The organism is Corallococcus sp. CA049B (assembly GCF_003611685.1).
GTDB classification, from domain to species: domain Bacteria; phylum Myxococcota; class Myxococcia; order Myxococcales; family Myxococcaceae; genus Corallococcus; species Corallococcus coralloides.
The window spans coordinates 42,926-56,927 of the sequence record NZ_RAWC01000036.1 but is presented as its reverse complement, the minus strand read 5'-3'; the positions used below and the strand labels follow the sequence as shown (position 1 = coordinate 56,927).

Here is a 14,002-nt window from a genome sequence, read left to right as displayed (position 1 = left end):
GCTGTAGGGGAGGCGGGGGGGACGGCGGACACGGTGCGGTTCACCTCCGGAGGCCGGTGGGTGATATCCAGGTCCCGACGATGAAATCCATTCGCATCTCCCAGCTCCTCGAGGACCAGGGCCACGACCTGCGGCTGACCCTGATGGCGGGCACCCAGGGGCTGGCGCGCACGGTGGACTCCTCGCGCATCCAGAAGCCGGGCCTGGCGCTGGCGGGCTTCACCGAGCACCTCCACCCGCACCGCGTCCAGGTCTTCGGCAACACCGAAATCTCCTACCTGGCCACCCTGCCGGAGGACGGGCAGCGCGCCTCGCTGGCCAAGCTCTTCAGCGAAGAGGACCTGGCGTGCGTGGTGGTCACCAAGGCGCTGGACGTCCCGCGTGCGCTGGTGGACGCCTGCGAGGCGGCGGGCCTTTCGCTGATGATGACGCCGCTGCTCTCCAGCGAGTTCATCCAGCGGGTGCAGAGCTTCCTGGAGGACGCGCTCACGGAGTCCAGCAGCCTGCACGGCGTGCTGATGGACGTCTTCGGCGTGGGCATCCTGCTCCTGGGCAAGAGCGGCATCGGCAAGAGTGAAATCGCCCTGGACCTGGTGATGCGCGGCCACCGGCTGGTGGCGGACGACATCGTGGACGTCACCCGGCGCAAGGGGGCCGTCTACGGCGCGGGCAATCCGGTCATCAAGCACCACATGGAGATTCGCGGACTGGGCATCATCAACATCAAGGACCTCTTCGGAGTGTCCGCCGTCCGGGAACAGAAGAAGATTGAGCTTGTGATTGAGCTGCAGGAATGGGATCCGCACCAGGAGTACGACCGTCTGGGCGTGGAGGACAAGCACCTGCAGATTGTTGGCGTGGACATCCCCCTGTCGGTCGTCCCCGTGCGTCCTGGACGCAACATGGCCACCATCGTGGAGGTGGCCGCGCGCAACCAACTGTTGAAGCTTCAGGGCCACCATTCGGCGCGAGAGTTCGCCGAGCGACTCAATCGAGCCATCGCCCAGGGGGCGATGCGCCGCACCTTGGGAGAAGAGGTCGAGTGACCGCCCCCGCGAAGCAGATCATCGTCATCACCGGCATGTCAGGTTCCGGTAAGTCCACCGCCATCCGCGCGCTGGAGGACGCCGGCTTCTTCTGCATCGACAACCTGCCGGTGCTCCTCCTGCCCAAGCTCACGGAGCTGGCGGGGGGCGGCCACATCGAGCGCATGGCGCTGGTCATCGACGCGCGCGAGGGCGTCTTCCTCAAGGACGCGCCCCGCGTGCTCGACGAAGTGCGCCGCGCGGGCCACCAGGTGGACGTGCTCTTCCTGGACGCCAGCGACGACAGCCTCATGCGCCGCTTTAGCGAGACGCGCCGCCGTCACCCGCTGGCCCCGGATGGCACGGTGTCGGAGGGCATCCACGCGGAGCGCGAGGCGCTGAAGGACCTGCGGGAGATGGCGGACCAGGTCATCGACTCGTCGGCGCTGAACGTGCACGACCTGAAGCGCATGGTGCAGGGGCGCTTCAGCCCGGAGCCCACGACGGGGCCCAGCCTGTCCATCATGTCCTTCGGCTACCGGTACGGCGTGCCGCCGCAGGCGGACCTGGTGTTCGACGTGCGCTTCCTGCCGAACCCGTACTTCGTGCCGGAGCTCAAGGGGCTCACGGGCAAGAACCCGAAGGTGTCCGGGTACGTGCTGGAGCGGGAAGAGACGCAAGCGTTCCTGGAGAAGGTCGTGGACCTCTGCCGGTTCCTGTTCCCCCGCTACCAGAAGGAGGGCAAGGCGTACCTCACGGTGGCGCTGGGGTGCACGGGCGGCAAGCACCGCTCGGTGGCGCTGGCGGCGGAGATGGTGCGCCGGCTGTCCGCGGACTACGGCCGCGTGCAGCTGTGGGACCGGGACATCGAGAAGGAGTAGGGCGCTGAAGTGCCTTCCGGACCCCGGCCTGTCAGTGCCGGGTGTCCGTGACGGGCGTGAAGCGGGCGCCGGTGACGCCTTCCTTCTCCAGGGCCTCCTTGACGACCTCGGAGACGACGAGGGTGACGGGCCAGCCCCAGGGGCGGAACACGCGGGCGCGGCCCACCTGGGTGGGGTCGATGCGCAGGCCCCGGACGGAGCGGTACTGGCCCACGCGCGCGGGAACGCCGTCGCCGGGGCCGTAGCGGAGGACCTCCAGGCAGGCGGCTTCGTCCACGCAGCGGATGAGGCGCGTGGCGACGACGAGGAAGTACGGCTCCGGCTGGCCCTCTATGTTCACGGGGATGAGCTGCACGTCCTCTGGCGCCAGTCGCGCGAACACGGCGGCGACGCGCGGGTGCACCACGGGGGTGAGGCCGGCGCCGGCGAGGCTGAAGTCCAGCGGCGCGGCCCTCAGCTCGTTGGGGATGTGGAGGGGGCCGGGAGGGTTCACGGGGCGCCCGGCGGTGAACATCCACACGTCGCCCACCTCCTTGTCCGCCAGGTCCAGCGGGTCGCCGGGTTCCCAGCGGCCGGGGGCGCGGAAGTCGTCGTGCAGGTCGTAGAAGCGCGGGGTGGTGACGCCAGCGCGGCGGGACGTCTTGCGGTTGCTGACGTGCGGCGCGGCCCCGTGCGCGACGATGCGGACGGCCGGGCGGCGCGGGCGGCTGGTGCGGACCGGAGGCGAGGCCTCCTCCGCGACCGACGCGCGCGAGCGCCGGGGCGAGGCGACGGTGGGTTCGGTACCGCCGGGCAGGCTCTGCTGCCGGTCCGAGGGGCTGCTTTCGGAGGGGCGGAGCCACAGCCGTCGCAGCGCGTTGGTGAGACGCCTGAACATCAAGCGATGTTACCCAAGCGCCTGCTGGAGGGGAGCCCTTCTGTGGGGCTTCCTCGCCCGTTCTCAAGGCAGGCCGGCAGCCGTACCGGTTTCCACGGAGAAGGGGGCTTCCCGGGGCCGTTTCCCCCGTGGCCGGGCCGCGACGGGCCATGCCATGGTCCGCGCCCATGACGACGCTGAGCCCGAAGTCCGAAGTCCCGTCCACGCCGGAGGCCGTGTTCGCCAGCCTGCTCCAGAAGCTGGGGGAGGCGGGCCGGGCCTCGTCCGGAGCGACCGCATCGCCGAAGACGCCGGAAGCCTTGGCGGCGGCCCTCTTTGACGTCGTGGGCAGGACAGGGGCGGCGATGTTCTCCGTCTGGGCGGCGGATGACACGGAGAGCGTCGAGGACGAGGACGACAGCGACGAAGCCCGAGCGGAGACGGGCGGCCAGGTAATCAGCGCGGGCATCACGCTGTTCTTCATCGCGAAGGACACGCCGGGCACGGTGGGATTGCGGGGCGCCGAGCGGGTGCCGGTGCGTCAGCCCCTGGCGTACGAACTGTATCGGCCGCTGGGCAAGGCGCTGGCGGCGCACGCGAAGCGGGGCGCGGATCCGGTGATGCCGAACCGGGGCCACGTGTCCTTCCCGGCGGGCGCGGCGGATCCGGAGATTGAGTTCCGCGTGTCGTTCCGCGAAGACGCACTGGGCACCTGGACCACGGCGCTGGCGAGGGACCGGGAGACGCGGCAGGCGTATCCGAGCATCGCCAGCCTCCCGCTCTCCGCTGAACACGCGGCGTTCCTCCAGGGGCTCTTCAACCGCCTGGACAAGACGCTGTTCAACGGCCAGTTGGTGATGCTCACGGGAGCCTCCAACACGGGCCGCAGCACGACCCTGCGGGCGGTGATGGGTGCGCTGCCCGACAACGTGCACGCGCTGGCGGCCGTGGAGGAGCCGAAGGGAGGGCCGGGAGGCGCCATCGGTGTGGTGAAGGTGAGCGGAGAACTGCCGCTGGCGCAGGCGCTGCGTTCGTTCCTGCGGCAGGACCCGGACCTCGTCTTCGCGGACGAGGTGCGCACGCTGAAGGACATGGAGATGCTCTGCACCGCGGCGCAAACGGGACACGCCACGGTCTGCGTCCTGGAGGCGAAGACCCCCGAGGAGGGCTACGCGTGGCTGACGGAAGCCATGCCGGGGATTCCCACCCCTGCGCTCATCGTGCATCACACGCGCGACGCGGCGACGGGCGCCCTCGCGATGACGCTCCACGAGACGAAGCCCACGGAGGACGGCAACACGCCGCACGTCGTCCCGTGGACGCCGCCCGTGTAAGCCGGGTTGGGACCGCACCATGCCAATGCCGCCGCACAAGGTGGGGATCGTGGTTGATCAGGGCTGTGGAGACCGGGTGGCTGAGCTGGCTCGCGTCTTTCACGTATGGGTCGTTAAGTCGCGCGAGAACACTCCCGTCATCCAAAGCGTTTGGAAGAGCGGCCTGGTGGATGAGGCAGTTGATCCTCTCTCGGTGGGCGTCACGTCATTCGCCGCGATCGAGGGAGAATCACCCGAGGCGATGTGTGCCCGGATCGCCGGTACTGTGGACGAGCACCATGGTGAGTTCTCACATGATCCCCCGTGGTCCGAAATCGAGGTCTTCGGGGTCAAGCTGACTCCAACCTTGCGGCACGTCTTCGAGGAACTCGGAGCAACGGCCTGTACTCCGACTCAGCAGGGGTTCGTCTGTCGGCGGTTGTGAGCGCCCGGACATATTTCTGATCAGGGCTTCCGGATTGCGGTCAGCTGCCGCATGCCCCAGCGCAATGGAACGCTGCCATCCGAGCGTCGCAATGGTTCCAAGGCCTGGAGGAACGAGGCCTTGAGTGATGCCTGTGCCGCCGGAGACAAGCGGTCCGCGTCATACGTCGTGAGCAGCGACTCCCAGACCTCGCTCGGTGACCCATCACCCTGCACGGAGAGGGACCGCACCGTGACGTCCACGAAGCCCTCGGCGAAGAGCGTCTGCAAGCCGTCCGTGGAGCGGACCCGAGGGTCACCCAGCCGGGTAGGAGGAACATCCGCCGCGCTCTTCATGAGTCCAGCGAACACCTCCAACGCATTCCCCGGTACCAGGTCTCCACCGACGACGATGGACACCCGTCCATCCGGCTTCAGCACGCGCCGCAGCTCCGCGAGCACGGTCTCCACGTCATCCATCAGCATGAGCGCCAGGTGGCTCAACACGACATCGACACTGGCGTTCTCGAATGGAAGCGACTGCGCGCGTCCCTGCATCAGCGTTGCCGCGCCGTTCAACCGCGCCCGTGCCGCGGCCAGTTCATGCTCGCTCATGTCGAGCCCCAGCAGCGACAACCCGGACTGCTGCCTCCGGGACAGCAGCTCCAGCAGATGCCCATCCCCACACGCCAGATCGAGCACCGTCAGCGGACGCCCATCGTGAGGCACGACCGCCTCCAGCAGCGCATAGCTTGAAGGCGCCGTCCCACCTGCTACCTCGACCGGAGCGGAAGCGAACCACCGCGAAGTCACCCCCGCGAGGCGCGCATGGAAGTCCAGCAGGTACGACTCGGAAGGGGAGGGCATGTGCACCTTCAGCGCCGGGGCTTCTTCTGTCCCGCGTTCGTGGCCTCCGCAGTGAGCGCCAGCACGGAGTACAGGTTCATCGTGTAGACGCTGTTCTCCGGCTCCAGGTCCGACGCCTTCTGGAAGAACGCACTGGCGCGTTCGTAATCGCGCTGGTGGTTCAGGACGATCATCCCCATGCGGTTGTAGAGCGGCGCGGGCTTCGGCAGGAGCCCGATGCTGCGCTCCAGCAGGTCCAGCGCCTCCGCCAACTTCCCCGCCTGCTCCAGCCGAACGACGCGCTGGAGCACCTCCTCCTGCGCGTCCTCCTTCCGGGCCACCGGAGCCGGCGCCACGGAAGGAGGCTTCGCCGTCAGCGCCGCGGCCAGCGACACCGAAGGCATCGGCGCTTGCCGCGGCGCCGGAGCACGGGCCGCGGGAGCCGCCGCCACCTTCGCGGCCGGAGCCGGAGGCACGGTCTTCGGCTCGCGCGAGAACGCGGGCACGCCATCCCCCGTGAACGCCACCTCCGCCGATGCCAGCGTGCCCACCAGCTTCGTCACGCCGCGCTCCGACAGCGACTCGAACACCGAGCGCAGCTCCAGCTCCGTCACCTGGGTGATCATCGCCATGTCCGCCAGCGCCGTGCGCCCGTCCACGAACGACAGCACATACGCCTCGAACGGGCTCAGCGGCCGGTTCACCAGGTCCAGCCCCGCGACGATGACCGGCCGCACCGGCGGCCCCTTCGCCTTCGGCTGGGCCTGCGCCTGGAACGACACCACCCGCGTCGCCTCCTGCTGCGGCGGACGGGGCACGCCGCGTGCGCCCGTCTGCTCCGGACTCGTGAGCAGCGCGCGCACCAGCGACACGTTGTCCCGAGGCGGCAGGTCCTCCACGCTCCTCACGAGCAGCAGCTCACAGCGCGCGCACTGGAAGTCCCCCGGCTTGCACGACGCGCCACAGTGCGGACACGCCAGGTCCTCCGGCGGGTGCTCGAAGGCGTGCGCGTCCGCGTAGTAGTGCTTCCGGATGGCCGCGCGGATGGACCTGCGCACCGCGATGAACGGCAGCACCTGCGCCACGCCCACCGTCTTCGAAATCTCCTCCAACGCCCGCTGCCGCTGCGGCTCGGAGATGGCCACGTACAGCGCGTCCTGCACCAGCCGCAGCGGCATGAAGTCGAAGCCCTCCGCCAGCCGCACCGGCACCCGCTCCAACAGGCCTGGGTCCACCTTCGCCTGCGCCAGCTTCTCCGTGGACACGAAGCGCGTCTTCAACTCCTGCGCCAACAGCCGCAACACCGGCGTCTCGTCCACGCCCAGCCGCACCAGGCTCTCGCCCAGCTTCAGCCCCGTCTCCTTCTGCCGCGCGAGCGCTCGGGACAGCACCTCCGGCGTCAGCACTCCATCCAGGATCAACTGCTCCCCGAGCTTGCGCGTCATGCCCCCGATTCAAGGACGCCCGGGCCCACCCCGTCCACCGGCATCCACGCCACCTACACCGCTTTCCCGCACTCCTTGTTGCGAATGTGTATGGGTGACACTAAGATGGTGTCTAAATCACACAAACCAAACGCAGCAGGTGAGGGGGATGCGCGGATGTTCATCGGGTACATGAAGTCGACGCCGACCACGTACGTGATGCAGTACCGGGACGGCGAGGTGGTCCGTGAGGGCGCGGGCCTGTCGTTCCTCTATTGGAAGCCGGCGACGACGCTGGTGGCGGTGCCCCTGTCCAGCGCGGACGTCCCGTTCGCCTTCAATGAGGTCACCCGCGACTTCCAGCCGGTGACGATTCAAGGACAGCTGACATACCGGGTGGAGGACGCGCGGAGGCTGGCGGGGCTCTTGGACTACTCCATCACCCCGGCGGGGCGTCACCGCTCCGACGACCCGGAGAAGCTGTCGGACCGGCTGGTGCAGGCCGCGCAGGTGCGCGCCCGCGCGGTGGTGCAGTCCCTGAGCCTGCGCGAGGTGCTGGTGCAGTCCGACATGCTGGAGGCCCGGGTGTTGGCGGCGCTGGCGGAGGCGGAGTCCGTGAAGGCGCTGGGCGTGCACGTGATGGCCTTCTCCGTGCTCTCCATCCAGCCCACGCCGGAGATGGCGCGCGCGCTGGAGGCCGCCGCGCGCGAAGGGCTCCAGCGGGAAGCGGACGAAGCCATCTACGCCCGCCGCAACGCGGCCGTGGAGCAGGAGCGCCGCATCAAGGAGAGCGAGCTGGCCACGGAGCTGGTGGTGGAGGAGCGCCAGCGTCAGATTCGCGAGGCGAAGATGGCCGCGGACATCGCGGTGGAGGAGCAGCGCGCCGCCCTCATGGAGCGCTGGGTCCAGAACGAGCGCCAGTCCGCGGACGCGCGCGCGTACACCCTGGAGAAGACGCTGGAGCCGGTGAAGAACGTGGATTGGAGGACGCTCCTGGCCACGTCCGCCAACGGCGGCGACCCCGCGCTCCACATCGCCCTGGCCTTCCGCGAGATGGGCGAGAACGCGGAGCGCATCGGCGAGCTCAACGTGTCGCCGGACCTGCTGCGCTCCCTGCTGCCCCCGGACGCGGGGCAGAACCCGGGACCCCGCTCGGGCCCCAAGCCGAACAAGCCCGGCCGCGCGGACGTCCAGCACTTCGACCGCTGAAGGCCCGGGAAGGAGACACGCCATGTTCGAGAAGGTCGTCCTCGTCACGCGCAAGACGCGGCTGGCGGACCTGGTGGTCCGCTTCAACACGAAGAAGCAGGCGAAGTTCTACGTGGAACACAACGGCCAGGACTTCCACGGGTTCGAGGCGGAGGACGAGGCCTACCGCCGCGCGGTGGACGGCCTGCGCTCGCAGCTGGACGTGGGCCTGCCGGTGCAGCAGGTGGACCGCTCGCTCGTGCCCACCTTCCTCTTCACCGGCAAGGAGGTGGTGGTGGCGGTGGGGCAGGACGGGCTCGTCGCCAACGTGGCCAAGTACGTGGGCAGCCAGCCGCTCGTGGGCGTCAACCCGGACCCGGAGCGGTTCGACGGCGTGCTCCTGCCCTTCCTCCCACGAGACGCCCGGAGCGCGGTGCAGCGGACCCTGGAGGGCCGCGCGAGGATGCGCCAGGTGCAACTGGCGGAGGCGCGGCTCCAGGACGGTCAGCGGCTGCTCGCCTTCAACGACCTGTTCATCGGCGCGCGCACGCATGTGTCCGCCCGCTACCAGGTCCGCTACGGCGGCAAGGAGGAGTCCCAGTCCTCCAGCGGCGTGCTCGTGTCCACGGGCGCGGGCTCCAGCGGGTGGCTGTCGTCCGTGTTCGCGCTCGCGCAGGGCCTCACCCGCTGTACGGGCGGCACGCCGGGGAAGCCCTGGACGCTCGGCTGGGAGGACGCGCGGCTCGCCTTCGTCGTGCGCGAGCCCTTCGTCAGCCGTCACTCCGGCGCGGACATCGTCGGAGGCTTCGTCACCGCCCAGGCGGAGCTGGTGCTCGAGTCCCGCATGCCCCAGGGCGGCGTCATCTTCAGCGACGGCATGGAGGAGGATTTCCTCACCTTCGGCGCTGGCGCCACCGCGCGCATCCGGCCCGCCGAGCAGAGGGCTCGCCTGGTCGTCCACTGAGACACCGCACCCGATGCGACAGGTCCCAGGAATCCCGCATGCCCCGAGTATCGGTGGACCTCGCGGGCCCTCCCGGGATTCCCAGGTGATACAGCCGCTCCGCTGTGATGGCACGGTCGGCTTCCTACCCACCGAGCGGGGGCGCCGGGCTCGCCCCGCGGGGCACGCACCGCGGGGCCACACCGCGCATCTCCTAGAGCGTGGGGAGACCGCGCCCGGCTCCCCGTCCGGCAGACGACACCGTGTCCCTTCCCCGGACCTGAAATTCCAGGCATGGTGGGCGCAGTCGCCTTACCTTCGAAGCGAAGTTGTTGGGGCAGCGGTTCCCAGGTGCAGGCGGAATACTTCGCCGGAGTTGCGTCCGGTCGTTGATGGGCGTAGGACGCAAATTCTCCCGGGAAGTGGCTCAGGGGTGATCAATGGTCGGCCTCGTCATCGCATCGCACGGGCGTCTCGCGGATGAGCTTGTCTCTACCGCTGAACAGATCGTGGGCAAGCTGCCCGCGGTGGCGACCTGCAACATCGAGCCGGGGGCCCCTGTCGAGGACCTCCGCGCCAAGATGAAGCAGGCGGTGAAGGCGGTGGATGAAGGGGACGGCGTCATCATCATGGCCGACCTCTTCGGAGGGACCCCCTGTAAGGAATCGCTGATGATGTGTCAGCGGATGAATCTGGAAGTCCTGGCCGGCGTCAATCTGCCCATGCTGCTGAAGGCCAACTCGCTCCGTTCGGAGCAGATGGCCCTGTCGGACATGGCCAACCAGCTGGCGTCGTACGGCCAGCGCAACATCACCTGTGCATCCGCCCTGCTTCGCGAGGCCCAGCAGCAGCCGCGAACTTGACGGACCCGCACGGGTCGGCGATTCGAGACTGCCGTGATCACCCTGGTCCGCGTCGACAACCGCCTCATCCATGGTCAGGTCGTCGAAGCCTGGCTCCCCCACCTCAAGGTGTCCCGAGTGGTGGTGGCGGACGATGAGGCGGCCTCCAGTCCCCTCATCCGTGCCGCCATGGCGCTCGCCGTGCAGAGCGCCATCGAGGTGCTGATCCTCCCCCTGGCGCAGGTGGACTTCGCCACCCTGTCCAAGGACGGCGTGCGCACGCTGGTGCTCCTGAGGGATGTCGCCTCCGTGCCCTTCGCCTTCCAGAACGGGCTGGCCATGGACCAGCTGAACCTGGGCAACGTGCACTTCGGCACCGGGAGGCGGCAGGTGTCGCCGTCCGTCTTCCTGGCGGAAGGGGAGCTGCAGGCCCTCCAGCAGCTGTCCGCGCAGGGCGTGCGCGTGGAGGCGCGCGCCGTGCCCGCGGAGAAGTCCGTGGACCTGCCGGACTTGACCGAGCGCTGGTCGAAGGCCGGGTGAGCCGGTGAACGTCGGCTGGACCCAGGTGGCGCTCGCGTGTCTCTGGGGGGGGCTGGTGGCCGTGGAGCGCAAGGCGTTCCTCCAGGCCATGCTGTCCCGGCCCCTGGTGGCCGCCACGTTCATGGGCGCCCTGCTGGGCGACGTGGGCGGGGGCCTGTCCGTCGGCATGCTGCTGGAGCTGTTCTACCTGGGCACCGCCAACCTGGGCGCCTCCCTGCCGGAGAACGACACGCTCGCGGCCACCGGCACCGCCGCCGCCGCCGCCACCCTCACCGCCGCCACCGGCGCGGGCTCCACGCCGGCCATCTGGTCGCTGGCAGTGCTGCTCTTCATTGGCCTGGGGCGGGTGGGGCGCCGGCTGGACCGGCTTTTGGAGGGCTACTCCGCCCGGCTCGCGCGCGTGGCGCTGGCGTCCGCGGAGGCGGGCAACCTCAACCGGGCCATGCGGCAGAACCTGTGGGGCATGTGGCCGCACTTCCTGTCCTACGGCGCCATCACCGGCGCGTGCGCGCTGGCCGGCTACTTCCTGGAGCCGCTGATGGTGGCGCTGCCGCACGGGATGGTGCGGGGCCTGGCGTGGGCGTACCCGGCCATGGCGTCCGTGGCGGCGGCCATCGCCGCGCAGTCCAGCCACGCGAAGCGCGCGCCCCTGTACGCGGGCCTGGCCGCGGCGGCCGTCACCACGGCGGTGGTGCTGGTGCAGCTGCAGGAGCAGCGGCCGTGAGCACGACGCCCACGCCCACGCCCGTGCCCTCCGAGCCCGCCGCCGCGCCGGCCTTCACGCCGCCCGCGCGGCTGTCGCGGGGCACGCTGCTGCGCGTGTTCCTGCGCTCGCTCTTCCTCCAGGCGTCGTGGAACCCCAAGGGCATGCAGAACCTGGGGCTCGCGTACGCCGTGTACCCGGCGCTGGCGAAGCTGTACCCGCCGGGCCCGCTGCGCGAGGCGGCGGTGCGCCGGCACCTGGTCTTCTTCAACACGCACCCGTACGTGGCGGCGGCCATCGTGGGCGGCGTGGTGAACCACGAGCAGAAGATTGCCCGGGGGGAGGAGACGCCGGACCGGGTGGTGGGCTTCAAGGCGGCGCTGATGGGGCCGCTCGCGGCGCTGGGGGACGGGTTCTTCTGGCTGTCGCTCAAGCCCGCGGTGGGCGGGCTGTGCGCGGCCATGGTGCCGCTCTTGGGCGTCTGGGCGGTGGCGCTCTTCCTGGTGCTGTACAACCTGGTCCACCTGCTCCTGCGCATCCGGCTGTACTGGCTGGGCCTTCATCTGGGAGACCGGCTGGTGGAGGCCGTGGCGCGGGTGAACCTGCCCGCCAAGGGCGCGAGGCTTCGGGGCGTGGCGGCGGCGAGCGCGGGTGGCCTGGCCGCGTGGCTGGCGGTGAGCTTCGGGGCGACGGCGGGCGGGACCTGGGCGCCGTTCCTGGCGGTGGGGTGCCTGGCGGTGGGCGTGTTGGCGTACGTGCTCGTCAACCGGCGGGTCCCCACCTACGTGGTCCTCTACGTCGCGGCGGGATTGGCCTGCGCGGCGGGTGCCTTTCTGTGAGTACGAACAGTCGAGTGAAGCGGGAGTCGCACGATGGCCAGTGAAGCCGAGGGAACCTTCGAGATCATCAACGCGCTGGGGCTGCACGCCCGGGCCGCGGCGCAGATGGTCAAGGTGGCCAACCGCTTCAAGAGCGAGGTCTTCATCAAGGCCTCCGGGCAGCGCGCCAACGCCAAGTCCATCATGGGTGTGCTGATGCTCGCGGCGGCCCAGGGCACCCAGGTGACCCTCACCTGCAAGGGCGAGGACGCCGAGGCCTGCTTGTCCGAATTGAAAAAGCTCATCGAGGACCGGTTTGGCGAAGCGCAGTAAGCGTCCAAAGGGGAGTTAGACTCCCCAAGAGGTCAGGAGAACCGTGAGCAGCCAGGCCACCCCTACACTCAGGTTGACGGGCATCGGCGCCTCCCCGGGCGTGGCGGTGGGCCATGCCTTCATCCTGGACAGGAAGCGCATCCGCACGCCCAAGCTGCGCCTGGCGGACGCGGAGGTGGAACCCGAGCGGATGCGGATGAAGACCGCCATCGACCTGTCCGACCGACAGCTCGCGGAGCTCAAGGACCAGATTACGCGCACGGAGGGCAGCGACCACGCCCTCATCCTGGAAGCGCACCGGCTGATGCTCCACGACCCCATGCTCGTGGACGAGGTCAACCGCCTCATCGTGGAGGACCGCATCAACGCGGAGTGGGCGGTTCGCCGCACGGCCCGGAAGATCAAGCACCTCTTTGACAACATCCCGGACGAGTACTTCCGCGAGCGCCGCTCGGACGTGGACTACGTGGCCGACCGCATCATCCGCAACCTGATGGGCCAGGTGGTGGACGAGGACGTGGAGGTGCCCGCGGAGGCCATTGTCGTCGCGCATGACCTGCCGCCCGCGGACGCCGCGATGATGGCTCGCAGCGGACGCGTGGCGGGCTTCGTCACCGACCTGGGCGGACAGACGAGCCACACCGCCATCGTCGCCCGCGCGCGGGAGACGCCCGCGGTGGTGGGCGCGGGGCGCGCGAGCGAGCAGATTTCGCCGGGCGACCTGGTGGCCATGGACGGCACGCGCGGCGTGGTGCTGGTGAACCCCACGGAGGACCAGCTCGCGCTGTTCCGGGAGGAGCAGCGCCGCTACCTGGAGAGCGAGCAGCTGGCGCTGACCACCAAGGATCAGCCCTCGGTGAGCACGGACGGCTTCCGCATCCGGCTCAACGGCAACATGGAGTTCTTGGAGGAGATCCCCTCGCTCCTGGCTCACGGCGCGGAGGGCATTGGCCTGTACCGCACGGAGTTCATGTTCCTGGACCGCAAGACGGCGCCCACGGAAGAGGAGCACTACCGCGCCTACAAGCAGGTGCTGGAGGCCATGGGCGGGCGCCCCGTCACCATCCGCACGCTGGACCTGGGCGGCGACAAGGTGCCGGGCAAGACGAAGCACGAGAAGGAACCCAACCCGGCCATGGGCCTGAGGGCCATCCGCTACTGCCTGTCCAACCGGGAGCTGTTCCGCGTCCAGCTGCGCGCCCTCTTGCGCGCGAGCGTGCACGGCAACCTGCGCCTCATGTTCCCGCTCATCTGCGGCGTCAGTGAGCTGCGGGAGGCGCGCAGCGAGCTGGAGGCGTGCCGCACGGCGCTGGGGAGAGCGGGAGTGCCGGTGGGCAAGCGCTTCCCGGTGGGCATCATGGTGGAGACGCCCAGCGCGGCGACCATCGCGGACCGGCTGGCGCAGGAGGCGGACTTCTTCTCCATCGGGACGAACGACCTCATCCAGTACTCGCTGGCCATCGACCGCCAGAACCGCGAGGTCGCGTACCTCTACCGGCCGCTGCACCTGTCGGTGCTGCGCATGCTCCAGAACGTCGTGGACGCGGCGAAGTCCGCCAACATCCCCGTCTCCATGTGCGGCGAGATGGCGGGCGACCCGCTCTTCACCCTGGTGCTCCTGGCGCTGGGCTTCGACGAGCTGTCCATGACGTCCGGGCAGATTCCGGTGGTGAAGCGGCTGATGCGCCGGGTGAGCCGGAGCGAGGCGGTGGAGATGCTCCAGGGCGCCATGGAGCTGACGACCGCGGAGGAGATCGAGCGCTTCGTGCGCACGGAGATGGACCGGCGCTTCGGCGGCCAGGAAGGCTCGCTGCTGTCGCCGATGCGGGACCCTGAACCTGAGTCCGTGTAGGCCCTGCTCCCTTCG

General features: G+C 69.7%; 15 protein-coding genes. 12 read left to right on the top strand and 3 right to left on the bottom strand.

Annotated features, from left to right (window positions below; all coding sequences use genetic code 11):
* Positions 1-80: 80 nt before the first annotated feature.
* Positions 81-1,046, top strand: a complete 966-nt coding sequence (gene hprK / locus D7W82_RS11490; protein ID WP_120618382.1) for an HPr(Ser) kinase/phosphatase — start codon at positions 81-83, stop codon at positions 1,044-1,046.
* The gene (gene rapZ / locus D7W82_RS11485; RefSeq protein WP_120618381.1) at positions 1,043-1,906 is read left to right on the top strand and encodes an RNase adapter RapZ; all 864 of its coding nucleotides are present in this window, start codon (positions 1,043-1,045) and stop codon (positions 1,904-1,906) included. Before hprK ends, rapZ begins: the two co-directional genes overlap by 4 nt.
* A 31-nt stretch (positions 1,907-1,937) precedes the next feature.
* On the opposite strand, the gene D7W82_RS11480 is transcribed toward rapZ, so the two are convergent.
* Positions 1,938-2,783, bottom strand: coding sequence for an imm11 family protein (locus tag D7W82_RS11480; RefSeq protein WP_120618380.1), 846 nt, complete (start codon positions 2,781-2,783; stop codon positions 1,938-1,940).
* Between the two features lie 167 nt (positions 2,784-2,950).
* On the opposite strand from D7W82_RS11480, the gene D7W82_RS11475 reads away from it, so the two are divergent.
* The gene (locus tag D7W82_RS11475; protein ID WP_158617635.1) at positions 2,951-4,096 is read left to right on the top strand and encodes an ATPase, T2SS/T4P/T4SS family; all 1,146 of its coding nucleotides are present in this window, start codon (positions 2,951-2,953) and stop codon (positions 4,094-4,096) included.
* 76 nt (positions 4,097-4,172) lie between these two features.
* Entirely contained in the window at positions 4,173-4,520 is a 348-nt protein-coding gene (locus tag D7W82_RS11470; protein ID WP_120618378.1) for a hypothetical protein, read from the top strand.
* Positions 4,521-4,540: 20 nt separating this feature from the next.
* Here the strand turns inward: D7W82_RS11470 and D7W82_RS11465 are convergent, their stop codons facing one another.
* Positions 4,541-5,365, bottom strand: a complete 825-nt coding sequence (locus D7W82_RS11465; RefSeq protein WP_120618390.1) for a class I SAM-dependent methyltransferase — start codon at positions 5,363-5,365, stop codon at positions 4,541-4,543.
* Between the two features lie 8 nt (positions 5,366-5,373).
* The gene (locus D7W82_RS11460) at positions 5,374-6,789 is read right to left on the bottom strand and encodes a tetratricopeptide repeat protein (protein WP_120618377.1); all 1,416 of its coding nucleotides are present in this window, start codon (positions 6,787-6,789) and stop codon (positions 5,374-5,376) included.
* 156 nt (positions 6,790-6,945) lie between these two features.
* Here D7W82_RS11460 and D7W82_RS11455 point away from each other — a divergent pair, with 156 nt between their 5' ends.
* From D7W82_RS11455 to ptsP, 8 genes are all read left to right on the top strand, one after another.
* Entirely contained in the window at positions 6,946-7,977 is a 1,032-nt protein-coding gene (locus D7W82_RS11455; RefSeq protein WP_120618376.1) for an SPFH domain-containing protein, read from the top strand.
* Between the two features lie 22 nt (positions 7,978-7,999).
* Positions 8,000-8,920 carry an NAD+ kinase gene (locus tag D7W82_RS11450; RefSeq protein WP_120618375.1) on the top strand — a complete coding sequence of 307 codons (921 nt, stop codon included), beginning with the start codon at positions 8,000-8,002 and terminating at the stop codon, positions 8,918-8,920.
* 419 nt (positions 8,921-9,339) lie between these two features.
* Positions 9,340-9,762 (top strand): PTS sugar transporter subunit IIA, encoded by a 423-nt coding sequence (locus D7W82_RS11445; protein ID WP_014399911.1) that lies wholly within the window; start codon positions 9,340-9,342, stop codon positions 9,760-9,762.
* Between the two features lie 33 nt (positions 9,763-9,795).
* Positions 9,796-10,281 (top strand): PTS sugar transporter subunit IIB, encoded by a 486-nt coding sequence (locus D7W82_RS11440; RefSeq protein WP_120618374.1) that lies wholly within the window; start codon positions 9,796-9,798, stop codon positions 10,279-10,281.
* A 4-nt stretch (positions 10,282-10,285) separates the two neighbouring features.
* Positions 10,286-11,005 carry a PTS sugar transporter subunit IIC gene (locus tag D7W82_RS11435; RefSeq protein ID WP_014399909.1) on the top strand — a complete coding sequence of 240 codons (720 nt, stop codon included), beginning with the start codon at positions 10,286-10,288 and terminating at the stop codon, positions 11,003-11,005.
* A gap of 23 nt (positions 11,006-11,028) precedes the next feature.
* On the top strand, positions 11,029-11,823 hold the full coding sequence (locus D7W82_RS11430) for a PTS system mannose/fructose/sorbose family transporter subunit IID (protein ID WP_120618389.1): 795 nt from the start codon (positions 11,029-11,031) through the stop codon (positions 11,821-11,823).
* Between the two features lie 33 nt (positions 11,824-11,856).
* Complete coding sequence (locus D7W82_RS11425; protein WP_120561227.1) at positions 11,857-12,135, top strand: HPr family phosphocarrier protein; 279 nt, start codon at positions 11,857-11,859, stop codon at positions 12,133-12,135.
* A 43-nt stretch (positions 12,136-12,178) separates the two neighbouring features.
* Positions 12,179-13,987, top strand: coding sequence for a phosphoenolpyruvate--protein phosphotransferase (gene ptsP / locus D7W82_RS11420; RefSeq protein WP_120618373.1), 1,809 nt, complete (start codon positions 12,179-12,181; stop codon positions 13,985-13,987).
* The last annotated feature ends 15 nt before the right edge of the window (positions 13,988-14,002 follow it).

Coding starts and splice junctions, on each gene's coding strand:
- D7W82_RS11450 (WP_120618375.1), top strand. CDS start 8,000: ATGTTCGAGAAGGTCGTCCTCGTCACGCGCAAGACGCGGCTGGCGGAC.
- D7W82_RS11445 (WP_014399911.1), top strand. CDS start 9,340: ATGGTCGGCCTCGTCATCGCATCGCACGGGCGTCTCGCGGATGAGCTT.
- hprK (WP_120618382.1), top strand. CDS start 81: ATGAAATCCATTCGCATCTCCCAGCTCCTCGAGGACCAGGGCCACGAC.
- D7W82_RS11455 (WP_120618376.1), top strand. CDS start 6,946: ATGTTCATCGGGTACATGAAGTCGACGCCGACCACGTACGTGATGCAG.
- D7W82_RS11480 (WP_120618380.1), bottom strand. CDS start 2,783: ATGTTCAGGCGTCTCACCAACGCGCTGCGACGGCTGTGGCTCCGCCCC.
- D7W82_RS11465 (WP_120618390.1), bottom strand. CDS start 5,365: ATGCCCTCCCCTTCCGAGTCGTACCTGCTGGACTTCCATGCGCGCCTC.
- D7W82_RS11475 (WP_158617635.1), top strand. CDS start 2,951: ATGACGACGCTGAGCCCGAAGTCCGAAGTCCCGTCCACGCCGGAGGCC.
- D7W82_RS11460 (WP_120618377.1), bottom strand. CDS start 6,789: ATGACGCGCAAGCTCGGGGAGCAGTTGATCCTGGATGGAGTGCTGACG.
- D7W82_RS11425 (WP_120561227.1), top strand. CDS start 11,857: ATGGCCAGTGAAGCCGAGGGAACCTTCGAGATCATCAACGCGCTGGGG.